The sequence below is a fragment of the Bacillus sp. WMMC1349 genome (assembly GCF_013155385.1).
Lineage (GTDB): Bacteria > Bacillota > Bacilli > Bacillales > Bacillaceae > Bacillus.
This window is the reverse complement of the sequence record NZ_JABJUQ010000007.1, coordinates 986,870-1,010,579: the sequence shown is the minus strand read 5'-3', so window position 1 is coordinate 1,010,579 and position 23,710 is coordinate 986,870. Positions and strand designations below refer to the sequence as shown.

24 protein-coding genes and 2 pseudogenes are annotated in these 23,710 nt (G+C 37.3%); 12 read left to right on the top strand and 14 right to left on the bottom strand.

Features of this window, described 5'->3' with window-relative positions:
* Positions 1-107: 107 nt before the first annotated feature.
* Complete coding sequence (locus HOO54_RS07480) at positions 108-461, bottom strand: YlbF/YmcA family competence regulator (protein ID WP_172293888.1); 354 nt, start codon at positions 459-461, stop codon at positions 108-110.
* Between the two features lie 104 nt (positions 462-565).
* Complete coding sequence (locus HOO54_RS07475) at positions 566-1,696, bottom strand: DUF445 domain-containing protein (protein ID WP_172293886.1); 1,131 nt, start codon at positions 1,694-1,696, stop codon at positions 566-568.
* A gap of 188 nt (positions 1,697-1,884) precedes the next feature.
* Between HOO54_RS07475 and HOO54_RS07470 the strand changes: the two genes are divergently transcribed.
* The 5 genes from HOO54_RS07470 (at position 1,885) to HOO54_RS07450 (ending at position 6,685) form a co-directional block, all read left to right on the top strand.
* Complete coding sequence (locus tag HOO54_RS07470) at positions 1,885-2,967, top strand: YheC/YheD family endospore coat-associated protein (RefSeq protein WP_172293884.1); 1,083 nt, start codon at positions 1,885-1,887, stop codon at positions 2,965-2,967.
* Entirely contained in the window at positions 2,964-4,313 is a 1,350-nt protein-coding gene (locus HOO54_RS07465; RefSeq protein ID WP_172293882.1) for a YheC/YheD family endospore coat-associated protein, read from the top strand. The genes HOO54_RS07470 and HOO54_RS07465 overlap by 4 nt, the downstream gene beginning before the upstream one ends.
* Before the next feature lie 65 nt (positions 4,314-4,378).
* Entirely contained in the window at positions 4,379-4,588 is a 210-nt protein-coding gene (locus tag HOO54_RS07460) for a YheE family protein (protein ID WP_172293880.1), read from the top strand.
* A 20-nt stretch (positions 4,589-4,608) separates the two neighbouring features.
* Positions 4,609-5,496, top strand: coding sequence for a PucR family transcriptional regulator (locus tag HOO54_RS07455; RefSeq protein WP_172293878.1), 888 nt, complete (start codon positions 4,609-4,611; stop codon positions 5,494-5,496).
* A gap of 88 nt (positions 5,497-5,584) precedes the next feature.
* The gene (locus HOO54_RS07450; protein ID WP_172293876.1) at positions 5,585-6,685 is read left to right on the top strand and encodes an ABC transporter ATP-binding protein; all 1,101 of its coding nucleotides are present in this window, start codon (positions 5,585-5,587) and stop codon (positions 6,683-6,685) included.
* Positions 6,686-6,718: 33 nt separating this feature from the next.
* On the opposite strand, the gene HOO54_RS07445 is transcribed toward HOO54_RS07450, so the two are convergent.
* On the bottom strand, positions 6,719-6,943 hold the full coding sequence (locus tag HOO54_RS07445; RefSeq protein WP_172293874.1) for a hypothetical protein: 225 nt from the start codon (positions 6,941-6,943) through the stop codon (positions 6,719-6,721).
* Positions 6,944-7,171: 228 nt separating this feature from the next.
* Here HOO54_RS07445 and HOO54_RS07440 point away from each other — a divergent pair, with 228 nt between their 5' ends.
* The 6 genes and pseudogenes from HOO54_RS07440 (at position 7,172) to HOO54_RS07415 (ending at position 12,106) form a co-directional block, all read left to right on the top strand.
* Entirely contained in the window at positions 7,172-7,375 is a 204-nt protein-coding gene (locus tag HOO54_RS07440; protein ID WP_172293872.1) for an alpha/beta-type small acid-soluble spore protein, read from the top strand.
* 237 nt (positions 7,376-7,612) lie between these two features.
* On the top strand, positions 7,613-8,656 hold the full coding sequence (locus HOO54_RS07435; protein WP_172293870.1) for an ArsR/SmtB family transcription factor: 1,044 nt from the start codon (positions 7,613-7,615) through the stop codon (positions 8,654-8,656).
* A gap of 15 nt (positions 8,657-8,671) precedes the next feature.
* Entirely contained in the window at positions 8,672-9,892 is a 1,221-nt protein-coding gene (locus HOO54_RS07430) for an MFS transporter (protein ID WP_172293868.1), read from the top strand.
* Positions 9,893-10,418: 526 nt separating this feature from the next.
* Positions 10,419-10,652: an AbrB/MazE/SpoVT family DNA-binding domain-containing protein gene (locus HOO54_RS07425; protein ID WP_172293866.1), complete on the top strand. Its 234-nt coding sequence runs from the start codon at positions 10,419-10,421 to the stop codon at positions 10,650-10,652.
* Positions 10,653-11,391: pseudogene (locus tag HOO54_RS07420) on the top strand (ABC transporter ATP-binding protein).
* Positions 11,384-12,106: an ABC transporter permease gene (locus HOO54_RS07415; RefSeq protein WP_172293864.1), complete on the top strand. Its 723-nt coding sequence runs from the start codon at positions 11,384-11,386 to the stop codon at positions 12,104-12,106. The pseudogene HOO54_RS07420 and the gene HOO54_RS07415 overlap by 8 nt, the downstream one beginning before the upstream one ends.
* A gap of 422 nt (positions 12,107-12,528) precedes the next feature.
* Here HOO54_RS07415 and HOO54_RS07410 read toward each other — a convergent pair whose 3' ends face one another.
* The 9 genes and pseudogenes from HOO54_RS07410 to HOO54_RS07375 form a co-directional block, all read right to left on the bottom strand.
* Positions 12,529-13,017 (bottom strand): SMI1/KNR4 family protein, encoded by a 489-nt coding sequence (locus HOO54_RS07410; RefSeq protein ID WP_172293862.1) that lies wholly within the window; start codon positions 13,015-13,017, stop codon positions 12,529-12,531.
* Positions 13,018-13,282: 265 nt separating this feature from the next.
* Entirely contained in the window at positions 13,283-13,636 is a 354-nt protein-coding gene (locus HOO54_RS07405) for a hypothetical protein (protein ID WP_172293860.1), read from the bottom strand.
* 101 nt (positions 13,637-13,737) lie between these two features.
* Positions 13,738-13,863: a hypothetical protein gene (locus HOO54_RS24700; RefSeq protein ID WP_301539275.1), complete on the bottom strand. Its 126-nt coding sequence runs from the start codon at positions 13,861-13,863 to the stop codon at positions 13,738-13,740.
* Positions 13,864-13,986: 123 nt separating this feature from the next.
* Positions 13,987-14,367: pseudogene (locus HOO54_RS07400) on the bottom strand (pre-toxin TG domain-containing protein); the annotation flags it as partial.
* Between the two features lie 201 nt (positions 14,368-14,568).
* On the bottom strand, positions 14,569-15,054 hold the full coding sequence (locus HOO54_RS07395; protein WP_172293858.1) for a hypothetical protein: 486 nt from the start codon (positions 15,052-15,054) through the stop codon (positions 14,569-14,571).
* 419 nt (positions 15,055-15,473) lie between these two features.
* Entirely contained in the window at positions 15,474-15,830 is a 357-nt protein-coding gene (locus HOO54_RS07390) for an Imm3 family immunity protein (protein WP_172293856.1), read from the bottom strand.
* A 26-nt stretch (positions 15,831-15,856) separates the two neighbouring features.
* The gene (locus HOO54_RS24695) at positions 15,857-18,013 is read right to left on the bottom strand and encodes a deaminase domain-containing protein (RefSeq protein ID WP_172293854.1); all 2,157 of its coding nucleotides are present in this window, start codon (positions 18,011-18,013) and stop codon (positions 15,857-15,859) included.
* A 20-nt stretch (positions 18,014-18,033) separates the two neighbouring features.
* Positions 18,034-18,294, bottom strand: a complete 261-nt coding sequence (locus tag HOO54_RS07380; protein WP_172293852.1) for a DUF5344 family protein — start codon at positions 18,292-18,294, stop codon at positions 18,034-18,036.
* A gap of 5 nt (positions 18,295-18,299) precedes the next feature.
* Positions 18,300-18,731 carry a DUF5082 domain-containing protein gene (locus HOO54_RS07375; protein WP_172293850.1) on the bottom strand — a complete coding sequence of 144 codons (432 nt, stop codon included), beginning with the start codon at positions 18,729-18,731 and terminating at the stop codon, positions 18,300-18,302.
* Between the two features lie 789 nt (positions 18,732-19,520).
* Here HOO54_RS07375 and HOO54_RS24190 point away from each other — a divergent pair.
* Positions 19,521-19,649 carry a hypothetical protein gene (locus tag HOO54_RS24190; protein ID WP_253907637.1) on the top strand — a complete coding sequence of 43 codons (129 nt, stop codon included), beginning with the start codon at positions 19,521-19,523 and terminating at the stop codon, positions 19,647-19,649.
* A gap of 15 nt (positions 19,650-19,664) precedes the next feature.
* On the opposite strand, the gene HOO54_RS07370 is transcribed toward HOO54_RS24190, so the two are convergent.
* The gene (locus HOO54_RS07370) at positions 19,665-21,683 is read right to left on the bottom strand and encodes an ABC transporter ATP-binding protein (protein ID WP_172293848.1); all 2,019 of its coding nucleotides are present in this window, start codon (positions 21,681-21,683) and stop codon (positions 19,665-19,667) included.
* Positions 21,680-23,434 carry a multidrug ABC transporter ATP-binding protein BmrC gene (gene bmrC, locus HOO54_RS07365; RefSeq protein ID WP_172293846.1) on the bottom strand — a complete coding sequence of 585 codons (1,755 nt, stop codon included), beginning with the start codon at positions 23,432-23,434 and terminating at the stop codon, positions 21,680-21,682. Before bmrC ends, HOO54_RS07370 begins: the two co-directional genes overlap by 4 nt.
* Positions 23,435-23,710 lie beyond the last annotated feature (276 nt).

Below are 23,710 nucleotides of genomic sequence, written 5' to 3'. Positions count from 1 at the left end.
AACATGACTCAATCAATGAAATCTAAAAATTCCAGATCATATACCTTTAGTAAAAAATAAGCTGACACCACCAAAACAGCGCTGTCAGCTTATCTTTTTACTTTAGCTTAGCTTTCAGGATTTCCGTAAAGTTCTTCAAGTGGCTTCATGATGATTTTATTTAATTCAGCAATCAGCATACTCATCCGTTGTTCTGATTCCATCAGCTTGGAAATTTTGTCGTGTTGCTGAACTAATGCAACAGATTTTTGGGCTTGTTCGACTTCTTCTGGGGTGATATCTTCACCACTCATTTGTTTTTGCTGAAGATTTAATTGAATATCACGAAAATTGTCAAACATCCTTTTTGCAGCTTCATCAGCATTTACATCATCATATAAACTCTTTAAGTGAGAGTATTCCTCACTTTGGCGCAATGCTTTTTCCAATTCATAAGCCGTATCGTATAAATTAACTGTCATATTTATACACTCCTTTCCTAAGTATGACACCACTTCACTATAACAGACTATGGATCATTTTTAACAGTCATCACTATGATTTGTTCAAAATTGTTGCCTGATGATCAGATTAAAACCACAATAAGTGCTTGGAAAGCACCAATAATCCCGCCAAGGAGTCCGCCCAAATATGTAATCATTTTAAACTCCCGTTTTGAAATTGATAATACCATTTCTTCGAGGCGTTCGACGGGAAAATTGTCTACTTGCTCTTTGACGATATCATCTAGCTGAAGTCGTTTTAGGACATGATCCAGATGACGGGCAACTTCTTCAAGCAGACGGTCAATCAGGTCTGGTAAACGGTTTGTTAAAGTCTTTTCGACAACCGTTATATAGGAGCCAATTGTTCTTTCAAAAAAAGGACTGAGTAAAAATGGCTTGATCAACCTTTCTTTTAAGTTCATGATCAATATTTTCAGATTCCACTTTTCATCAGCTTCTTTAAAAGAATACTGTTTCAGCTTGTCCCATTCTTTTTCAAGCAAATCTGTTAACAGTTTGGCGGTCTCTCGGTTTTTCAGAAATTTCAAAATCTCCGGTTGAACCCGGTCAACTAAACTGCTATTTCCTAAAAACATCTGTACCATACTGCCGAGCATCCCGCGTTCCTTGAGAAAATCGTCAATCATGTTGCCAAGGCGATTTTTCCCCGCCTCACTTTCAAAATAGCTGATGGCACGCTGTAAAATATAATCTGAGACCATCGGAATTTTTACTCGCAATTTTTCTTGTACCTCTTCTGGAATAAGCTCTTTCAATGGCTCATTTTCATATTTTACTAAAAATGAAGCTAATTTCTCATCCGTCCACATATGTACAAATTGATCTGCTTTATTTGCAGCGTCTTTAACTCCGATTTTCTCCAATGCTTCTTCTGTTGTTAGCTCAGATTTGCTAAAAAAAGCCAACAACCTTTCTCCTAATTTTAATGCTTGTTGTTTGACAGTATCTGAAGCCAGTCTTTTTTTTATCCCCTCCGCTGTCAGCAAATGGTTGACGACCATCTGCCCCATCTGTCTCGCCAGTTCATCACGTCTTTTCGGAATTAATCCCGGAGTAAACGGAACTTGCTTTCCAAATAGATATAGCGGTTGATATGGCCGAAACAGCATTTTGATAGCAAAATGATTCGTTATTGCCCCGATTAATCCACCTATTACAATCATCATTAAAAAAATACCAAAAACATACATTTCTTTTTTTCAACTACCTTCCATTTCACCTAACATCTAAAGATGCGCTCTTTTCCACTATCGTTATTATAGTAGCTAAGAGATCGACGAGCAAATAAGGGAATGATACGGGCGCCTGAAAAATAAAATTGTTTAAGGGGATTGTGGTGTTTAACAGCATAGATTTTACAAAACGAGGGGGAATTCACATGATGACGTTTGGATTTATGTCCCTAGCCCGCCAGCATGAAAAAGACTATGCCGAAGAACTGGCAATTAGGGCTTCTAATGATGGAATTCGGTTCATCCGCTTTACACCTTTAGATATTACTCCTGGTTCTACACAGATCAAAGCACAAAGTTATCATCCAAAATCAGCTCAATGGAATGAAATTAAATGCGAAATTCCAGACTGGATCTATGACCGCTGTTTCTACGGTAAAGATCAGCGGTCTAGAAAAGCAAAGCCTATTGTAGAATGGCTCAAAAAATATCCAAAAACATCTTTCCTTGGGTATGGGCTCCCTGATAAATGGACGGTTTTCAAAACGTTAAAAACAAATTCAATTGTTCAGGCATATTTGCCTCTCACAACCATTGCCAAAAGTGGTCAAGACATTTTGCGACGTCTCGCGAAAGAAAAATCCTGCGTTCTTAAACCTGCCTATTCTGGTGGCCGAGGCATCATTTATTTGGAGATGACCGGAAAAACAGTGAAAGCCTCTTATCAAGTCGGAAAACATAAACAACTCAAATCATTCTCTAAACAGGCTTCTTTTGAAACATGGTGCAAGAAAATTCTTCAACATCGCTATCTTTTACAGTCTTATCTTGATATTCAAGATCAAGAAGGTTATCCATGTGATATTAGGCTGTTATTGCAGAAAAATAGCTCAGGCGAATGGAAGTTGGCTGGAAAAACAGTTAGACGGAGTTATCAACACGCATTGCTCACCAATACAACAGGAACAACCGAAGCAATGAGTTTTGAAAATTGGCTTTTGTCAATTCCAAAAAAACGCCAGACGATCTTGCTGGATGACCTAAATACGATTCATCAAGCCGTCCCTTCTGCACTTGAAGCGGAGCATGGCCGTTTGTTTGAAATAGGTCTTGATATTTGCCTGACAAAAGACGGAAAAGTCTGGCTTATCGATGTCAATTCAAAACCTGGAAAAAAAACATTTTTAAGTCAATCCTCTGAAACGATGAGAGACTTTTTATATAATGGGCCTTTAGCATATTGCTTATTTTTAGAAGAAGTAAACAAGAAAGCCGCCGAAAAAAAATGATTGACGAACGATTTGCAGTCGGTATTCATCAAAACAGCAAAAACAAAATGGTACTCCCGTCAATATTAAAACAGGATGGGTTTTTATATGTAGCATTTGGGACGAATGTAGAGAGATGCCATATCTCTTTTGACAGTGATTTGCAGCATACGATATTGCTTTCTGAAAATTTGTATCGAGCCTTACGGATTCCATATCGCGGCAAGGCAGCATTAGTGTTTCACGACAAAACCATCTATATTGGGCCGCTAATCGGAATTTTCACTGCCGGTTTTACAAAATCAGAGGTAGAGCCAGTTAAAGGACGCTCGTTATTCTTCGCAAAATTATTGATGATGGATCTTCCGCTAGGCGGCTTTTGCTACCTCTTCGGGGCTCACCATATTCAATGGGAAGATGGTTCTGTAAAAGGTCTCATTTTCAGGAAAAATAGCTGGGAACAAATCACTGTCCCTCTTCCGAATGTCGTTTATGATCGTTTACCAAACCGACAAGCTGAGAATGCCGACTTTTTACAAAAAACAAAAATACGGCTTATCAACGAATATCAAATCCCTTGGTTTAACCCCCGTTTTTTCAACAAATGGGAGCTGTATCAAGCTTTACAACAAAATGACTCAACCGCGTGCCTGCTTCCATACTCAGTACTTGAGCCTAGTGCAAAGACAATCGAAACCATGATCGATCAGTATCAAATGATATACTTGAAACCCGTCGACGGCAGCTTAGGTCAGGGCATTGTTCAACTTTCCAAACAAACGACAAACAAAATCGTTGCCAAATCAAAAGAAGGTCAACACATTTTTTCATCAGCTACTGCATTTCTGGATCAGTACAAACAAATGGATTATCTCGCCCAGCAAGGAATTGAACGGATGAGAGTGGATGGTCAACCAGCTGATTTTAGAGTGCATACAAACAAGAATAGGAACGGAAATTGGACGGTAACAGCGATCGCCGTCAAAATTGCAAAAACAGGTGGTTGCACCACACATATGTCTAGCGGCGGGATTGTTAAAACACTTTCACAAATCAATTGTCATCCGCAAGAAAGGCTTCTCATTCTGCAAAAACTCACAAAAACGGCACTCTTGATTAGCCGTGTCCTTGATCAAAAAATCACTGGATTAATTGGTGAAATCGGCATTGATCTCGGCATTGACCTAGCAGGTCATGTCTGGATGTTTGAAGCAAATTCCCGTCCCGGAAGAGGTATTTTCACCCATCCAAGCTTAACATCTGTGAGCCGCTTAACGAATCGAAGAAATTTCGAATACGCTTCATATTTAACAGAACAAGCGATCCAATATCCGGAAAAAATGTGGCAGTCAGAAATTCATCTATAATCTTTCTTGTAAATAAGATAAAATGATTACAAATCCGTTACCACTTTGATAAGGAGTGACGCTTGATGATTTGTCATTTTCAATGGAAACCATTATTTAAAAAGGAAAAACTGCCTGGCTGGAAAATCTCGTTTTATCATAAAGGAACACATTATGAAGGAATTTATCATCAGTCTGGAGAGATTGAATGGGGGAGCACATATCCCCCCCATGATGACGAGCCATCACTGAAAAGTGAAATTCACGAATTAATGCTTTTCCATATTTACGAGTAAATGAAAAGGAAGTTTTGCGAATGTTGGAAAGATTAAAAGCTTTATATGGTGAACAAATGATAACCTATGGGTCTAGACATCAAGCATACTGGTTTCAATCAGATGAAGGTGAAACATTCGGCATTTTAAAAGACGCGATCACCGATCAGGAAAAACAGCTTCTTTCTACTTTATTTAAACCTTTTTCTGAGCAAAATCTGTTCTGGTTCTCACCCGCCGAAAAAAATTGGTACCAGTATTTTTTTGCAAATGCTCCTTTGGTGAATCAAGACAACATTCGAACGATCCAAGGACATTTTTTTAGAATGGAGCATGCCCCTGAGGAAAGACAAGCCATAAAAGAAGCGATCAGCGGCTTTTTTAAACGTCCCCTCGTGGTTTGGTATGATCGTAATGAAGCGGTGATCATCCATGAAAATCCAGCGCCATTTTTATCAAAAAAACGACTGGCTGAGCTGTCTGACGCACTGACAAGCGATTTTTTGGCAAACCCAGTATTTTTTAGCGGCCAGCTTCATCATGTGAATGCATCACTTCAAGAAAGAATCGCTTTTGAAAAACGGCTGTTTCAATACGTCTTGGCGAACGGAGACCGAGAGAAAGTCCTCTCCTTTTATCAATGTCTCCCTTCATTCTTATTGAAAAACCCTAAAGAAACAACAGCGGGTATATTATCTGATGCCATTAAAAACGAATTGTCTGATTCTGAGATGCTTTTAACAATTCGCACATACTTAAAGTGCAACTTAAATGCATCTCTTTCAGCAAAACATTTATTTATTCACCGAAATAGTCTGCAATATAGAATTGACAAATTTATTGAGCACACAGCGATTGATATTAGACAATTTGAAGAAGCGGCCGCTGTCTATTTTATTTTGAACTTATATAGCAACATGCCAAAATAAATTGTGCACCATGTCCATTTACACTCCCTGCCCATTTTTATAAACTAAATGTATAAATAAAGCGCTTTCAGAAAGAGGGAGATTAAAAATGGCAGAACTGGTTCTTGATTCAATTTACAAAGTTTACGATAACAAAGTAACAGCGGTGGACAATTTTAATTTGCATATTCAGGATAAAGAATTTATTGTCTTTGTCGGACCATCTGGCTGCGGAAAATCGACAACACTCAGGATGATAGCGGGACTAGAAGAAATTACGAAAGGTGAATTCACGATCGATGGTCAACGAATGAATGATGTTGCTCCAAAAGATCGGAACATTGCAATGGTATTCCAAAACTATGCACTTTATCCGCATATGAGTGTTTTTGACAATATGGCTTTTGGATTAAAACTGAGAAAATTTCCGAAAGACGAAATTAAACGCCGTGTCGAGGAAGCTGCAAAAATTTTAGGGCTTGAAGAATTTTTAAACAGAAAACCGAAAGCCCTTTCAGGCGGACAACGTCAGCGGGTCGCTTTAGGTCGTGCGATCGTTCGTGATGCCAAAGTATTTTTGATGGATGAACCTTTATCAAACCTCGATGCCAAGCTTCGTGTACAAATGCGCGCGGAAATTACCAAACTTCATCATCGTCTAAAAACAACAACGATTTATGTTACACATGACCAAACAGAAGCGATGACAATGGCAACAAGACTTGTCGTTATGAAGGACGGAATCATTCAGCAAGTGGGTGCCCCAAAAGAAGTGTATGAAAACCCAGAAAACGTTTTTGTTGGCGGTTTTATCGGATCTCCAGCGATGAACTTTTTCACAGGTACTTTAAAAGAAAACAATACCTTTACATTCGGGGATATATCCATATTGGTCCCAGAAGGTAAGATGAAAGTGTTACGTGACAAAGGCTATGTAGGAAAAGATGTCACCATGGGCATTCGACCTGAAGACATTCATGATGAACTTGTCTTCATTGAAGCTGCAAAACAAGCAAAAATTGATGCAAACATTGAAGTAGCTGAATTGATGGGCTCTGAAACCATGCTTTATTCTCAGGCAGGTGGACAACCATTTATCGCAAGAGTAGACTCACGAACAGATGTCCATCCAGGCTCTATTCTCCCTCTTGCATTTGATATGAATAAAGCGCATTTCTTTGATCCATCAACAGAGATTCGCATCCGTTAAACGCGTTTGAATAAATAAACAAGATCGAAGCTGTTATGCTTCGATCTTGTTTATTTCAACAGTGTCTTGAAAAGAACAGTCAACACAAGAGTACACATGGAGACAGCTTGTTTTTTTCATCTGTAAAAAAGAATCGAACTCCATATAAGGACTGTAAGGACCAAAAAAATCGGTCACTTTTCCGATATTCGTCATCTCACCGCCACACTTTGGGCAAGCTTTTGTCTCGACAAGAATGCCATTGCATACAGGGCACATTGACAATCCTCCTGATTTTTTTCTTAGCTTTTCCCAACTGATTCAAATTTCATCTTCCAACATCTACTCATTTTATCATTGTATGATTTTCATTCATCGGTTCATATTAAAAAGTATATTGGGCTAAGCCATAGAAAGGCAACGGTTTTTCCTCATTAGAAAACCGACAGCTGGTGCAAGTCCAGCTAGCCCAACCACACTATTTTTTTGAAAGGAGTTTGAATAAAAATGGCTGACCAAAGTTATTCTAACAAATTGCTTGTCCCTGGTGCCGCCCAAGCTATTGATCAAATGAAAACAGAAATCGCATCTGAATTTGGTGTAAACCTTGGTGCTGATACGACTTCCCGTGCAAACGGTTCTGTCGGTGGTGAAATCACCAAGCGTCTTGTTTCCCAAGCTCAGCGGGTAATGGGCGGGCAACAACATTGATAATTTCATAAATGGCTTATACGAAGGTGTGTTGATCACACCTTCTTTTTTATTCTCCTTTTCCAAAATCCGAGCACCATTTTCCGAATGAATTCTTATGCAATTCGGATATGAAAAGAAAGGAAACATGAAGAGGAACCAAAGTTTATATTCAAGTTCTATAAATATGAAATTTCTTGTTCTATATATTTAGAATATATGTTAATCTGTAACTAATCATATTTATGGGGTGATAAAGTGGATATCTTGAAATTTACGAGTAGAAAAAGGGAAACATACAATGTTCAACTAACCTATTCAACACTATGGGAATGTGCCTTAGGAATTGCCGCAATAACAAATACTAAACTAATCCAATCCTTAGATAGGCCAGAAGATTATTGGCTGCAAATAAAGCAATCAATCTCAAAAGAATTATTGGAACAACTACACTTTGTAGAAAAGAACAATACATGGAAATCTTTGCTCCAATTACTCCATCAAAAAGAATTTAATCATTTGTCCGATTTTATTACATATATTAAAGACCTTAACGACTCAGAAATGAGGTTCATATGCCTCCCTTTTGTAGGAAACGAATATCAAATATACAGGGAAAATGCTGCACAAGGTGAAGAAAGCTCAATTGAAATATTAAGAAAAGTAACACATCACAACCCATTCTTCCCCACATACATCGAATTCATAAGTAAGTATGAGGTCACTCTTTTAAAGGAACATCTTATCAAAGTTATGAGCAAGTGGTACGAAGAGGTCATGGAAAAAAGTCTCGAGGAAACAAAAGTTATTCTAAAAAATGATTATGAATCAAAAAAATTAATGAAAAAAAAATTAACACCTGAAGGATTAGTACAGTGGGCTACCGGTGGAGTGACATATATGCCAGAACCAAGTGTTCATACTGTTTTGTTGATACCTCAATATATTTATCGACCATGGAATATTGAGGCAGATATTGAAGGAATGAAGGTTTTTTATTATCCAGTTTCAAATGAAAGTATAACCCCGAATGATCAGTACACCCCAAATCATTTTTTAGTACTGAAACATAAGGCATTAGGTGATGAGGCACGTCTTAAAATTGTTAAATTGTTATCAGAAAAAAATCGCACATTACAGGATATCACCGAACAACTTAATATTGGAAAATCTACTATTCATCATCATCTCAAAATGTTAAGAGCAGCAAAATTAGTAGAAATAATTGATTCAAAATACTGTTTAAAAACAGATGTGTTTGAACTCATGTTTAAAGAATTAGAATTCTATCTAAATAAATGAAGGTGGTGGAAATAAATGAAGACATCAATATTAAAAAACAGGTCTTTTGTGTCCGTATGGATTGGAAATGGCATTTCTGAATTAGGTGGAGCATTTGGAACCTTTTGTAATTCCATTTTAATCTATCAATTAACAGGTTCTACATTAGCATTAGGAAGTATGTGGATATTATACTTTATCCCCTCTTTAATTCTTCAACTGTTCATTGGCCCTTTCATTGATCGCTGGAGTCGTAAATGGATCATGATTTTCTCGCAATGGACACGAGGCATTATTTTTCTAATTCCACTCTTTTCATCATTCACAGAGACACTTACCCCTTGGCATATATACTTAGTTCAAATAGTAGTTGGACTCATTACTCCGCTATATGTTCCAGCAAATCAAGCAATAACTCCCACCATTGTTTCAGAAGATCATTTAGAAAAAGCAAATGCCTGCATAGATGGAACTGTTAGATTGATGACATTGATAGCCCCCATCTTAGGAGGCATTATTATTGAATATATTGGTGTAACACTAACCATTATTCTAGTCAGTATCCTACTTACAACGAGTGGTTTTACATTATTATTGATCCATGAATCTAGAAAAATTGAACAAATTAGAAAAACATGGTTAGAAGAATTTGTTGAAGGGTTATCCTTCTTCTTTACAGAGCCAATTATTGTTTGGTTAGGGGTGTTTTTGGGAGTTGTACAGTTCGGTGTAGGTGTAACTATGGTTACAACACTTCCTTATATAACAGAGGAGTTAAGTGGAAGTTATGCTGAGTACGGATATTTTATGGCTGGCTTTCCGATTGGATATATCTTCGGTGCTTTACTGGTTGGGAAAATAGTATATAAGAGTCGCAGACTATTCATGCTGGGTGCTTTGTTCATTGGTGGTCTTACTTTTATTGCACTATTTTTTAATACAAGTATTGTGTTAGGTATTGCGACAGAAGTATTAGGTGGAGTCGTTATAGCTATTTTCAGTGTACATAATACTGCGATTTTTCAAAAAACGATCCCTCATCATCTAATGGGAAAAGTATTCTCTGTCAGGTTATTAATCATTAGAGGTGCTATGCCTTTAGGCATTCTTGCTGGTGGTTTTTTAAGCGATATATGGGGAATACGTCCATTGTACTTATTCATAGGCTCTATTATTTGTATTGTTTCTTTATTAGGAATGACCATGCCATATTTTAAGTTTATTGATAGCCATAAAACGGAAAAAACGATAGCATGATGAATTTGCGATGGAATTGAAGCTTGTATTTGCCTGTCATGTACGGAGGGAAGCCATCTTGATACCAAGACTCAAGAATCCTGTATGACGAGCAGCATTTCATTTCTAACTCTCATATTGACTCGTACGCGCTTCTGCGGTTCCTATCGGTTGTTCAAACATCTTAACTCTCCCTTTTAGGTACACATATGGTTCTCATTATTACCCATATTGGGGTTATAAGTTCCTGCTAATCATTTTGCACTTTCATTCGATTTAATATCATCCCACACTATATAACATCCAAATCATGAGAGTTATCTCTTCCATGATGCAGAGCGCGGAAGCATTTTGCCCTAACTCCCTGATAATAAATAATAAAATCACATTGTTCATGAAAACTTAAATAGTTGTTTACTACCTTGGGGAACGAAATTTTAAATGAGGCATGACACTTATTTTGTTATAAGTCCTCACTTGAAATTTGTAAGCAACAAGTATGATTAGTATGAAAAGTATTACAAATCATACTTAGGAGGAATTGAACATGAAACCACCCAAAGGAAAGCATATTTTCGGAACTGTTAAAGTAGGAACGAAAGGGCAAATTGTAATTCCGAAAGAGGCGAGAGATGCTTTTAATATTCGACCAGGGGATTCGTTACTTATGTTAGGTGATGAACAACAAGGTATTGCACTAGTGAAAGAAGAGATCTTTTTCCAATTCGCTAACGATATTTTGAATGCTAAAAATATCAATGAAGAAGGTGAAGATGAGTAAATGCATGTTATTCAACTGAACCAGATAACAAAAAAGTATAAAGATGCAGTGGTTGTCAATCATCTTGAGTTTTCCGTTAAGAAAGGAGAATTTTTTGCTTTATTAGGTGAAAACGGTGCTGGGAAAACAACACTGATTCGTATGCTTTGCGGGATCATTGCGCCTACTAGTGGAGATGCCATTGTTCTGGGAGATAGTATTTTTAACCCATATGGAAAAAATTAAACCTAAGATCAATATTTCTACACAGGAAACCGCTGTGGCAACGAACTTAACAGTACGTGAAAATCTGGAGTTTATGGCAGGTATTTATGGGAACTCAAAAAGAGAAACAAAAATCAAAGCATCTGAAATGCTAGAATTATTCCATTTAACGGAGAAGGAAAATGCAAAGGCTAAGACATTATCTGGTGGTATGCAACGCAGGTTAAATATTGCGATGGGACTCATTACAAATCCCCAAATTTTCTTCTTAGATGAGCCAACATTAGGACTAGATGTTCGTTCTCGTCGTGAATTATGGGCAACACTTGAAAAGTTAAGAGGGCGAACGACAATTATGTTAACAACACATTATTTGGAAGAAGCTGAAGCTCTCGCAGATCGTATTTGTATTTTACAAAGAGGCTCATTAAAAGCACTTGGTACATCCGAAGGATTAAAACAGCAAATGAATACAACATCATTTGAAGAAGCTTTTTTAGCTATTTGTGATGGGGAGGAAGATGTTTATGCTTAATTTTGCAGTGCGCAATCGAAAGGAAATACTTCGTGACCCTCTGTCAATTATACTTGGAATCGCCTTACCAATCATTTTTTTAATTGTTTTCACCACGATTGAAAAAAATGCTCCGTTAGATATATTTAAAGTAAATCACTTTACTCCAGGTATCATTGTCTTTGGATTTGCTTTCTTAACAATGTTTTCTGCATTATTAATTGCGAAAGATAAGCAGACTACACTTCTTGTCCGTTTGTTAGCCTCCCCATTAAAAGTAGCCGATTATGTACTTGGCTATGCGATACCAATGGTACCGTTAGCTGTTTTACAAGCAGTCTTTTGTTATTTGGTAGCGATGGCTGTAGGTTTATCTACTGAATGGATAGATCTTTTTATGAGTATCATAGTATTATTACCGATAGCCATTATGTCCATTTTTTTCGGTTTGTTTTTAGGGGCTTTATTTACGGATAAACAGATACAGGGCATTGGCACAATTTATATTTTCCTAGTTTCATCCCTAAGCGGTGCTTGGATAGATTTAACGCTTCTAGGTCAAACATTTGAAAAGATCTCTTATGCCTTACCTTTTATTCACGCAATTGAATTATCAAGAGATATTTTAACAGGTCATTATACTGCATTCAGTGAACATTTTTGGTGGACAATTGGATATGCTGTCTTGTCATTAATTATTGCGATCTTAGCTTTCACTAAGATCTGCAAAAGATGAGAAACTGGAAGAATATTATATTTCCATTCTCGAAATTATCCACGAAAAATGTGGATTTTGATCAAATGTAGTGTTTCTTTTGTTTTGTCATTTGAAGTGTGTTTAGCACCTTTACTAGCTTATCAAGGGTAAAGGTTTCCCCTCTCCTTGACATTTGCCCTTGACACCTCTCAAATCTAGAACTGTGGAAATGAAGTTGGACAGAACATAAATTGTTCTACCAGTACCGGTAACATGACTAGCCGGTGATTGGAATGACTTTCTCTTTTCGATAATTGACGATCTAAAACCAGTTTGGACGATTTTGTTTATTTATTGTCGTGCCAAATCATTTCACCTGTCCCATGATCTTATCGTACTTCTCACAATATTCAAGTATTACAACCTTTCTTCATCAAAGTAAACATAATTATGAGCTATTCTTAGTTATGTAACAGAGCAAGAAACTCCGTAAATGTTGCTGCGACGGAACATATATTTTCTCTTGCACGATCTTCAGCCTGCTCTTCTGTTAAACCTTCTTCTCGTATCAAGACTTCTTTTTCCCAAGCATTTTCATGTTCCCAGAAAACTATAATTGGCTGGTCTTCATGATCTTTATAATCAAAACATATTAAGTTTCCAGAAGGATCGAAAGCAAAAGGAACGATCTTTTTTGGAAGTGTATCCTTATAATCATTGAAAATGTCTAGTATATACTCATCACCTTCATTGTCATATGTTAGTAATGTTCCGAATACCTTTTCTTTTCCTTCAACTTGAAATAACTTATGGCTTACATGCCCCCCATTATAATTCATAGCTACTTCTATATAATCTAAAGGAAATTTCACTCCTAATTTTTCTCCAACATTCTCTACTTCTTCCTTAGTCACTGGTTCATCCCATGTTCTCCATTTTATAATACACATCTAAACCATCTCCCCATAATTTGTTTCCACCTAAATGAATGAATAACATCAGCAGTCTCATGAGAACCCTCCTGACCACCCTTCACATTCCCGCCATAGTTGCAGACACTCAAGGGTGCTCTGAAAATAGTGGTGCATGAATAAAAATCGGGAAATTTGCTCACTTTCCGCGGGAGTCTCGCCATTCCCTCTGATTCATGTTGATAAAGGACTTTTTAGACAGCTCCCCTAAACATATCTTTAAATTGTTTGAGGTCAAAAACAACTATAGTTGATGATTTGTTATTTGATTCAAATACTTTTCTATGTTTTCAACTACTTCATAGTAATCACTTGAATCAAATTCTATTAAAGGGTGTTCCCAATCTTCATTTTGTATGATCACCAATTGATAACTACCTTTTTCCGATGCATCAGGATACCAACCCATGTCAAGAATTAATGCTTTTTTCGAAAAATGTAATTGTAGCAGATCTTGAGTAAAGAGAAGCCACCTTTCATCATCGGATACTAAAAACTTTGGGTCTATTTCCCGAAAACTATTATGAACAATAGTCCATCCTTTAGGTATTCTTAAAGGCTGAATTCTAGTTTCTGGTAACTTCACTTCCTGTCTCATAAAAACCCCCTGGTATTATCTCATAATATGAAGTTGTTTTAAATATTTATCAAGTATAACTCGTTGCTTTAATTAGATGGACCATGCTCGATTTGGCTTGGCTACGTTTTTTGTCCTGACTGCGCTCTTGCCATGCCCATACTTAATATAGCATTAATAAAGCCTTGTACTTGTTTTCCTACTTTAAATATACCAAAAACAGATCGATCATTGCGGTATCTAGCCATTTGTAACTGCTAAACTAAATTCAACAGTTTCTGCCAAATAAAAATGAACACTTTTTTACCAATACAATCCACAGGGTATCTCTTAGTTGCTACTGTAGCCAGATGGGCACTGTGATTTGTTCCAGCTGCGGCTTTTGCCCCGACCATACTTAATGTTGCGTCAATAAAGCCTTGTGCTTGTTTTTCCTTTGACACTTTCTGACCAAACATATCTTTACCTGTGAAGGTTTCACTAAAACCGTTTGAAGCGACAAGGCCGTATGCGCCCATTTCCGTCATTTTTAGGACTTGCATACCCTTGGTTGTTTTATAGGCTGATAGTGCATGTTCAGCGGCACTAAAGGTTTTTGCTGTTTTATAAATGGCTCTTCCACCTTTAGCGGCACGACCAGCCCACCCGACAACCGGAATGAATCCAGCTGTGGCCATTGCTGCGGCTGCTACACGTTCAGCGGGTGTCAGTTTTTCACCTGTGACTGGGTCAACCCCTGTAGCTGCTCTTTCTGTAGGATGAAAATAAAAATAGACAGTTATTCAGTAATTCTTGCTTATGGATCATTCATATATTCATAGTTTAATAATAAAAAAACTAAACTGTGAAGTAGAGCTGTACGCTCTTTCACTTACACAGTTTAGCTTACATAGAGAATGCAAATCCTTTTAGTCATAAGATTAAAGCACAATTTTCTAAAAAGAAGCTTCAGATTATAGTTCCTTTACTAAAATTGCTTGCTGCTTATATTTTTCCAAGTCTGCACTCAACCAATTACTTTCATCCTCTCTTTTTTTATGAAATCGTAAAGTAGCATATCCTTGGTCATAGCTTAGTATTAAGATAAATTTATGCTGCGGAAATCTATCTTTAAGTTGTTTTTCCCAACCATCCATCATTTCAAATGCGTATAGAAGGACAGTTGTTTCATCTGTATTCTGAATATAATCATTGACTCTGAGTTCATTACAAGATGCCTCATAACCTGTTTTATCTCGATGAAATTTCATTACTCTTTCCCAATTAATATTTTTAGTATTTAAATTGTTTTTTATATCAAGAATAAAGCATTCACGAACTTCAACAATATTTGGTGTTTTAATATTTTCTATCTGTGAAACATCAATATTTTTAATTGCGTTTAAATCATTACATAACCTATCTTTCAACTTTTTCATATTTATATTCATATATTCCATGTTCCTACTGTTCCACTCCTTAATAACTTTTTAAAGATGGGTTTTTCACCCAAATATTTCAACCCTTTATCTATTGCTTTCTGGAAATTTTTATCTTTTAAAAGTTTCACTATCTTTTTGTATCCGTATCGTTACCACTTTTAACATTACGAGCTTTCTCATTGTCTTTAGTTTGTTGGTTTTGCAGTACCATAAAGTCCTATTGACATGTAAAATGTCATCTCGCCTCTTATCTTATTATTTTCATAAACACTGTACTAAAACAGAATGCCGTGATGGTACTACCTTCATGAGTTGTGAATTTCATACAGTTATTTTTGTTATCCAAAACAATGACTCCTTACAAAAAAAGCACTTGTTGCCTAAAAAGACAATCAAGTGCTCCTTATAGTTATCTAATGTTGAGAAGCTAATATAACTTACTCGGCAGATGGGTTATAATCTATCTCAACTTTACTAAGACCCACTAATACTTTTTCTATCCTATTAGTTAAATCTGCTATTTCCTCTTTTGTCAGTTCATTTGAAGCATCTATATCTTTAAACTTGCTTAATCTCCTTGTTATACCTTCAATAAGCCCAATAAAAACTTTATCATGTCCAATTGCAATCTCACCAATAGCAGTATCCACAATAACATCTTCTATCTTACCTAAGTTATCAAACTCATCTGATAGTTTTGCTATAGCATACTTATATCCCCTATCTTCATCTAACAACTCTTCATATGTCTCCTGAATTGCTTCAAATAATTCATTATACTCCCAATCTTTCATAATTACTTTCCTCCAAAGAATTTAGTTTAAGGAATAATTCTATTACCATTGTTGTGTACGACTTCTAATTCAATATTTTTATATTTAGCTGCAAACTCTGCTATAACTTTATTACAACTGTCGCAAGTATCCAATTCTGTAAATAACTTAATTCTACCACTAGCTTGTGTATTATCCCCAAGCCTAGAAGCTATATCATTTAGTATTTTATACTCCGTATCTGTATTCCTTAAATAATTAAATCCATTTTTACCAACTGCTTCTGTAGCCTTAAACATTGGATTTTCAGGTTGTAAAGAAATATCAGGCACCTTATGCACAAGACTTCCCTTAAGTTCATTTATGCTACTTTGAGCATAAAATTCCGATTTGCTTATCCCACTGACATCCACTTCGGCAACAGCAAAATTACCAGATTTCTTATATTTACTCGATAAATTTCCTCTTAGTTCCTTCACTCTATCAATTATATGCGCTTCTGTTACTGAATCTATTTGTCTAGTTGGATATACTTTACCCGTACCCTTAGTCCCTTTACCAACATCCTTCTCAACAGTCTTAGTACCCGTACCACGAGCAAACTTCATAATGCCATGGCCGATTTCACCTAAAGTCTTTTTCTCAACATGCATATGGATGCTCGGTATACCGATGTGATGCCCTGTTGCGGCAACCGGCTGATGTACATGCAATCTTGGCTTTACAGGAACTTTGATACGTCCTACATGTTTAAGCATTTTCTTTGTTTGTTTCATAATAACATCTATCGGTGATTTCGCAAGCGGGTATTTTTTAGTTGCTGCTTTAATCAGATGGGTCATTCTTTGACTTGGTTTGACTACGTTTTTTGTCCTGGTTGCGGCTCTGGTTGTCCCACTTACAGCTCTTGTTCCAGCTGCGGCTTTTGCCCCGACCATATTTAATGTTGCGTCAATAAAGCCTTGTGCTTGTTTTTCCTTTGACACTTTCTGACCAAACATATCTTTACCCGTAAGGGCTTCACTAAAGCCGTTTGAAGCAGCAAGGCCGTAGGCGCCCATTTCCGTCATTTTTAGGACTTGCATGCCTTTTGTCGTTTTATAGGCTGATAGTGCATGTTCAGCGGCACTAAAGGTTTTTGCTGTTTTATAGATAGCCTTTCCGCCTTTTGCGGCACGACCAGCCCAACCGACAACTGGAATGAATCCAGCTGTGGCCATTGCTCCGGCTGCTACACGTTCAGCGGGTGTCAGTTTTTCACCTGTGACTGGGTCAACGCCTGTAGCTGCTCTTTCTATATCATAAGCTCCACTTATCTCGCCTGTGAAGTTTTTGGCGGTTTCCCACGTTTTTTGATACCATGGCTTATTCTCTTCTTCTTCTTGCAGTTTCTTCAGGCGTTCCATTTCTTCTTCTTGTTTTGCTTGCAGTTCTCTTGCTTTTGCTTGCTCTTTTTTCGCTTTAATATATGTAGTCGCCTGTTTGTCGGTTTTGATTGCTTCTTTATATGACTTATTCGAGTGAAAAGCTTTCTTATCAAAATACATAGGAGAGGCGGTTTTTCCATTACTTGTAGCCTGCATCAATGCTTTGTATTTATCGGAGACACTCTTGGCTTCAGCCGTAGCTCTTATGTATTCGCCTGTTAAAGATTTATCGAGATCGTCTACTGCATCAATTGCATTTTCCCGAGTTGTTTGTGCTTTTGACATCTCTACTGTATAATTGTGGTCAGTCCACTTATCCAGATCAACGATATCATTCACTCGGTCTATGATCCGATCCATGTTACTCTTAAGGGAGTCAACTATTTGATCGGATTTTTTATCTGCATTTTTCAATTCAGTCTTTAAAAAAGACATTTCAATGTACGAATCGGTCAGTTTTTTGTCTTTGATATCACCAGAAACCCCATTAAAAAAAGAAATCTGCATATCGGCAAGTTTGATCCAACTGTCGACAACCTCAGCCTGTCCTCTAAAAAACTCTTTAATGTTATCTGCGCCTTTTCCTGTGAAATCATCGCCTAAATCGGCTACTCCAAGACAGGCTGTTTTTAATGTCTGAAGTTTCTCTTTCAGGTTTTTATAATCTTTTTTTCGTTGATCGGCTCTTTCAATTAAAGTACTGGCTTCAAAAACTTTAGCTGAACTGTCTAACTCATTATCTTTGCCATGATCTTTCTTCTTTTTATTTTTTGCCATCGAATTTCCCTTTCCCCCGTTTATTTTCTGGCAATTGCCTCGTCTTGTTCTTTTAGTAGATCAACATTACCTTTTACATCCTTGATATTTTGTTGAACAATTTGTTTGTAGCCGTCCAGCATATTGATAAAGGAGTCTTCTTGGCTTTTATATGTTGTTGTGTAGGACAATTTGTTTTTGCCGTGAGATCCTTTTTTTGCCAACTCTAAATCTTCTACTGCTTTCTTGACAGTATTTATTTTTTTCATCACAATACCATGTTTCAGTTTAATCTTCGTCATGGAAATCACCAGCCCATTTTTCTTTTAAGTTTGCCTATTGTATTGCTCAAATCATCAACTGCTTTTTCTCCTTTTTTCACTAAATCATCTGCCTCCGCTACTAGACCTCCTAATCCCTCAAAAAAGCCTTTTTTATGTTCCAAACTGGTAATCTTGCTTTCAATAGTGGAGATATAATCTAAGTATTTCTCGTTTACAATATCATGCATCTTTGTATGTGCCACATCTCGTTCCTCATCAAAGTCAGTGGCTAATTCGCCAGTCCACTGTTTGTCAAGGTGCGGGTTTAGGATCTGCCTAATCTGGACAATGCCCTCTTCATGTTCTTTTTCTATTTCTTTTTTTGCGGCTTTTAATTTTTCAATCTTGCCTTCTAAATCTTCCGAATGTCCGCTAATTGCCCCTTTTATGTCATTCAATATACCTATATCACTCATTCGTTTCACCTCAATAATAGGAATTATACAGATTTATCCACCGAATGATTGTATATCTCTTCAATTTTAGAACAGTTAAGAAAAGATCTGAATAGATCCCTAGGCCTCTATTTTATGAAGATCGCTTAAAGAAGTAAGTTAAAAAGGTCTATTTTTTTTGGATGATCTTAAAAATGGGGATTGGGGACCACAGATTTAAGTGGTCAATAGTTCAGTTGTTCTGTAACACATCATTCTGGAGTCTTTAAACAGTAAGCTCGAACAAATAATAATTAATTTTTTGGGTTTTTCCACTTTTGATTGTTCACATCATCTTTATTGTAAGTCCAGTTGTTTTGTTTATCCTTCTTCAATTATACAGGAACATACGTTCTTTTTCAACATTCATAAGAATGTTTGTTCGTAATATTTTTGCTAACAACAACCACTTATATTTGCTGCATGCCGAAACTCAAGGTCATTGCGTTGATTTAGCTTTAGCTCTTGCAAAAGAGCTTAGAAACAGGATTTGAATGTTTCGGGTTTGTTCAATATTTTGGAAGCATTGTTTACCAATAAAGGATATAGGTTTAAACGTACAACATTCTATTGAACCACTTAACAATAGTAGTTACCTGAGAGAAATAACCCCCAAAAAATAATGCCAGTGGAAAAACATACCTCCACTGACTTTTCTCCGAATTTCAGTATTGATCTTCCTGTATTTTTCGCAATTCCAATGATTTCAAACAAAATCCACACCCACTCCGCCCTTGGTTCATATGCTAACTTCTAAAAGGAGGAGTCGGCATGCAATTTGTAACAACGATAAACTGGGAACTCATACAATTTGTTGGCTGTTCGCTCTTGCATGAATACGTTGTCTTTCAATCGCTCACATGCGGAAAATCTGATTCGGCGGACAGGCTTATTGAATAGCGAGGGGGAAACTCGCTAACCAACACAGATCCCCTCGCCTTTTTGAAGTTCATACATCTGGTAGTATTGGCCTTTCTGTTTGATCAATTGTTCATGATTCCCCTGTTCAATGATATTTCCATTGTCTAGAACAAGGATTTGATTCGCATTTCTAATCGTTGACAACCTGTGGGCAATGATAAAAGTTGTTCGTCCTTTTTTCACCACGTCAAGTGCCTTTTGAATAATGGCTTCTGTTTCAGAATCGATATTTGCCGTTGCCTCATCTAAAATGAGGATAGCTGGATCATAAGCAAGCGCTCTGGCAAACGAGATCAGCTGTCTTTGTCCTGAAGAAAGCGTCCCTCCTTTTTCTATCACTGGTTCATCAAGGCCTTTACGTAACTGAGTTAGCCATTGATCAGCCCCAACTTGCTTTAAGGCGTCTTCAATTTTTTCCCTTGAGATCTCTTCATTGCCAAGGCTGACATTTGAAGCAATCGTTCCGGTAAATAAGAAAGGATCCTGTAATACGATACCTAAATACTGTCTAATTTGTTGCTGTGAAACATCATAAATACTTTTTCCATCGATTTTCACATCACCCTTACGAATGTCATAAAAGCGAAACAGCACATTCAAAATTGAACTTTTTCCAGATCCTGTATGACCGACTAATGCAATCGTTTCGCCTGGTTTCGCCTCGAATGAAATATTTTTTAACACATCATGACCTTGATCATATCGAAATGAGACATTTTCAAACACCACATGACCTTTTACTTTCTCGGTGCTTTTTTCCGTCACTTCAACACCTGGCTCATCTAGAAGCTGAAAGACACGCTCCGCTGAAACCCGGGCCAATTCAAGTTTGGCAAACTGACTGACAATGCCATTAATCGGTTCAATTAGACGCGTCAAATAATCAACAAATGCGTATAAAACACCGATCGAGATGACTCCCTCTGCATTGAGGGCCGCTCCTCCAAAATACCAAATTAATGCGACAAACATTCCATTTCTGAGAAAATTGACTAAATTATGTGACAGTAAACAATTCAAACTAAGCATTTTATTTTGGTAATGAAAATGACTGTTATTTAATTGTTCAAAATCACGCATTGTCTCTTTTTGACGACGAAACGCCTGAATAATTGTCATTCCTTGAATGGATTCATTCACTTTCGCATTAATATCACTGTTGATTGATCGGAGTTTATGATTGTAACCTGCTGCAAAACGCCGGTAGACAACTGACCAAATTACAATAAGCGGAATAACTACAAGACAAACCGTTGCCAGTCTCACATCCAATATAAACAGTGCTATGAAAATTCCGACCATATAAATGATTTTTGAAACAAATGTAGATAATACCGTGACATAAAGATCGCGGATTGCTTCGGTATCATTGGTCACCCTCGCAACAATTTTACCAGCTGGTAAATGATCAAAAAAAGGAATGGGTAACTTTTGAATGTTAGCGAACACATCTTTGCGCATTTTTTGAATAATTCGGTTGGCACTCTTCTGCAATAAATACACTTGACCATAGTGGAAAAATATTGAGAAAATTAAGAGACCAAAATACAATAAAACCAATGAGACAATTCCGCCTACTTCCGGTTCATAAAACGAATACACTTCAGCAGGTGAGAGGCGGACGGTCGGATAGGTCACCGATTGGGTCCCGCTTTGTATCCGCAGTCTCCCATTCATTACCGTTCGCTCACCGTCAAACTGTATCGCTTCATCAACAAAATAGTACGCCATTCCGATTTGAAAAATGTGAACTTGTTTACGTTTTCGACCAGAAGAGGACATTCTATCTTCCCTAACATATTCCCTGCCTTTATAAGAAACAGAGTATTTACTCTTTTCAGAGACTTCATACCATGTTTTTTCAATTCCTAAAATGTGTTCATCAATCATCTTTTTTGCGATAAACGGACCTGTCAGTTCTGCTGAAACAGCCACGACCAGCATGAGCAGTGCACAGATCAGAATTTTTTTATAAAAAAGGGAGTATTGGATAAGTCGCTTACCAGTCTTCATGCGCCATTCCCCCCTGCTTCCACTGGAGTGTGCTGCTGTGCTTCATATTGCTCGTAATACCAGCCTTTTCTTTCAATCAGCTCTCGGTGAGTGCCCCGTTCCGTTATTTTTCCATCTTCTACCACGAGTATGACATCAGCATGCTCGACTGTTGACATACGATGTGAGATGATGAACGTTGTTTTTTCTTTCCGTTTATCCCGAATATTTTCGATCATCACCCGTTCTGTTTTTGCATCAACAGCCGATAGCGAATCATCTAAAATCAAGATATGTGGTTCTTTGATTAATGCTCGAGCAATTGAAACTCGTTGTTTTTGTCCGCCAGACAAGGCGACACCTTTCTCTCCTACCATTGTCTCAAGTCCCTCAGGGAGTTGTTCGAGATCCTTTTCTAAATGAGCTGCTCGAATAACACCTTTGACATCCTGGTCTTTTCCATCTTGAGTCCCAAACAAAATATTCTCTTTCATCGTTTTTGAAAATAATACATGATCTTGAGGGACATATCCGATCCAGCTATGTAATTCGTCAAGAGAGATGTTCTCGATCGGCACACCAGAAATGGTGATCGTTCCTGTTCCCTTTGGATATTGTCTTAAAAGCTGTTTGATCAATGTCGTTTTTCCACTTCCTGTCCTCCCTACTATCCCAATGGTTTGCCCTTTTAAAACAGTAAATGAAATGGACTTAAGATTGTCTGAACTTGAGCTTGGATACGAAAAACTAACATTGTCAAAGACAAGATCCCCTGGTTTCGTTTTTTCAACATGCGGTGCTTCTGTCACATCGGGCAGATAGGACAATGTCTTATTTACCCTATCAAGTGACGCATTCCCTCTTTGCATCACATTGATCAGTTCACCGATAGCAAACATCGGCCAGATCAGCATGCCAAGATAAACATTAAATGCAACAAGTTCCCCCAAAGTAAGTTGACTACGAAAGACAAGATAAGCGCCATAGCCTAAGCCAATTAAATAACTGATGCCGACTAGCAATTTAACAGTTGGTTCAAACAGAGCTTCAATCCGTGCTACTTTCATGTTTTTCTCGTACACATCTGCTGTCATCCTGTTAAACCGGCTGACATCGCTTCTTTCTTGGACATACGCACGAATCACTCTGACACCTGAGATTGATTCAAGGACTTGATCATTTAAATCGCCGAACGCTTGCTGCGCTTCAGTAAAACGCTGATGAATTCTTTTTCCGTATACACTGATGGCCGCTGCCATTAATGGGAGAGGAATAATCGCCGCAAGTGTCAGTTTCCAGCTAATGAAAAAACTCATCGTAAAAAGAAGTGTCAACATATAAACTGTCGAGTCAACCAATGTTAATATTCCAAAACCAGCAGTCATTGAAATGGCTTTTAAATCATTCGTCGCTCTTGCCATCAAATCTCCGGTTCGGTTCTTTTCATAAAAAGTCGGAGTCATTTTTAATAAATGCCCCATTAGTTTGGATCTGAGGAGTTTTTCAATCAGATTTGCACCGCCAAACAATTGATACATCCAGTAATACGTCAACATATACACAACGATTGCCAAACAGATAAATAAACCAATATAACGGAGCATGGCTGCCATCGAAAAAGTACCTGCTTGGATATCATCAATTACATTTCCGAATAGCTTCGGGGGAAACATTTCTAACACATTCACAATTAAAAGCAGGGTAATCGCTATTGTATAGCGCTTCCAAGAGTCCTTAAAAAACCAACCTAACTTCCATAAAACAGAAAACATGATGACATCCCTCCATTTTGTTAACCGCCTTCAAGTTTTTCCTTACAATCATGGCTTTCTCTTTTTCTAATAATGAGCACAAAAATCCCTCCTCTTACTTATTTATATATGAAAAAAAGACATACTGTTTATTTTGCAGCATGCCTTTCTCATATCAATCAAAAGGCGTATGCCCGCTCTTAACGCGACATACGCCTCCACTTGCATTTTGAAGAATAATCTAAGAGAGGTTTTCCACCGCCACGTTATGATTCAATTTTCTTAGAAATGTTTGAT

What these genes read in the sequence shown, in the direction of transcription:
- HOO54_RS24700 (WP_301539275.1), bottom strand. Translation starts at nt 13,863, where the DNA reads ATGGCTAGATACCGCAATGATCGATCTGTTTTTGGTATATTTAAAGTA.
- HOO54_RS07395 (WP_172293858.1), bottom strand. Translation starts at nt 15,054, where the DNA reads ATGGAATATATGAATATAAATATGAAAAAGTTGAAAGATAGGTTATGT.
- HOO54_RS24695 (WP_172293854.1), bottom strand. Translation starts at nt 18,013, where the DNA reads ATGGCAAAAAATAAAAAGAAGAAAGATCATGGCAAAGATAATGAGTTA.
- HOO54_RS07370 (WP_172293848.1), bottom strand. Translation starts at nt 21,683, where the DNA reads ATGAAGACTGGTAAGCGACTTATCCAATACTCCCTTTTTTATAAAAAA.
- HOO54_RS07475 (WP_172293886.1), bottom strand. Translation starts at nt 1,696, where the DNA reads ATGTATGTTTTTGGTATTTTTTTAATGATGATTGTAATAGGTGGATTA.
- HOO54_RS07430 (WP_172293868.1), top strand. Translation starts at nt 8,672, where the DNA reads ATGAAGACATCAATATTAAAAAACAGGTCTTTTGTGTCCGTATGGATT.
- bmrC (WP_172293846.1), bottom strand. Translation starts at nt 23,434, where the DNA reads ATGTTTTCTGTTTTATGGAAGTTAGGTTGGTTTTTTAAGGACTCTTGG.
- HOO54_RS07415 (WP_172293864.1), top strand. Translation starts at nt 11,384, where the DNA reads ATGCTTAATTTTGCAGTGCGCAATCGAAAGGAAATACTTCGTGACCCT.
- HOO54_RS07390 (WP_172293856.1), bottom strand. Translation starts at nt 15,830, where the DNA reads ATGAAAGATTGGGAGTATAATGAATTATTTGAAGCAATTCAGGAGACA.
- HOO54_RS07440 (WP_172293872.1), top strand. Translation starts at nt 7,172, where the DNA reads ATGGCTGACCAAAGTTATTCTAACAAATTGCTTGTCCCTGGTGCCGCC.
- HOO54_RS07480 (WP_172293888.1), bottom strand. Translation starts at nt 461, where the DNA reads ATGACAGTTAATTTATACGATACGGCTTATGAATTGGAAAAAGCATTG.
- HOO54_RS07465 (WP_172293882.1), top strand. Translation starts at nt 2,964, where the DNA reads ATGATTGACGAACGATTTGCAGTCGGTATTCATCAAAACAGCAAAAAC.
- HOO54_RS07405 (WP_172293860.1), bottom strand. Translation starts at nt 13,636, where the DNA reads ATGAGACAGGAAGTGAAGTTACCAGAAACTAGAATTCAGCCTTTAAGA.
- HOO54_RS24190 (WP_253907637.1), top strand. Translation starts at nt 19,521, where the DNA reads ATGCAATTTGTAACAACGATAAACTGGGAACTCATACAATTTGTTGGC.
- HOO54_RS07455 (WP_172293878.1), top strand. Translation starts at nt 4,609, where the DNA reads ATGTTGGAAAGATTAAAAGCTTTATATGGTGAACAAATGATAACCTAT.
- HOO54_RS07470 (WP_172293884.1), top strand. Translation starts at nt 1,885, where the DNA reads ATGATGACGTTTGGATTTATGTCCCTAGCCCGCCAGCATGAAAAAGAC.
- HOO54_RS07425 (WP_172293866.1), top strand. Translation starts at nt 10,419, where the DNA reads ATGAAACCACCCAAAGGAAAGCATATTTTCGGAACTGTTAAAGTAGGA.
- HOO54_RS07460 (WP_172293880.1), top strand. Translation starts at nt 4,379, where the DNA reads ATGATTTGTCATTTTCAATGGAAACCATTATTTAAAAAGGAAAAACTG.
- HOO54_RS07445 (WP_172293874.1), bottom strand. Translation starts at nt 6,943, where the DNA reads ATGTGCCCTGTATGCAATGGCATTCTTGTCGAGACAAAAGCTTGCCCA.
- HOO54_RS07450 (WP_172293876.1), top strand. Translation starts at nt 5,585, where the DNA reads ATGGCAGAACTGGTTCTTGATTCAATTTACAAAGTTTACGATAACAAA.
- HOO54_RS07375 (WP_172293850.1), bottom strand. Translation starts at nt 18,731, where the DNA reads ATGAGTGATATAGGTATATTGAATGACATAAAAGGGGCAATTAGCGGA.
- HOO54_RS07410 (WP_172293862.1), bottom strand. Translation starts at nt 13,017, where the DNA reads ATGTGTATTATAAAATGGAGAACATGGGATGAACCAGTGACTAAGGAA.
- HOO54_RS07380 (WP_172293852.1), bottom strand. Translation starts at nt 18,294, where the DNA reads ATGACGAAGATTAAACTGAAACATGGTATTGTGATGAAAAAAATAAAT.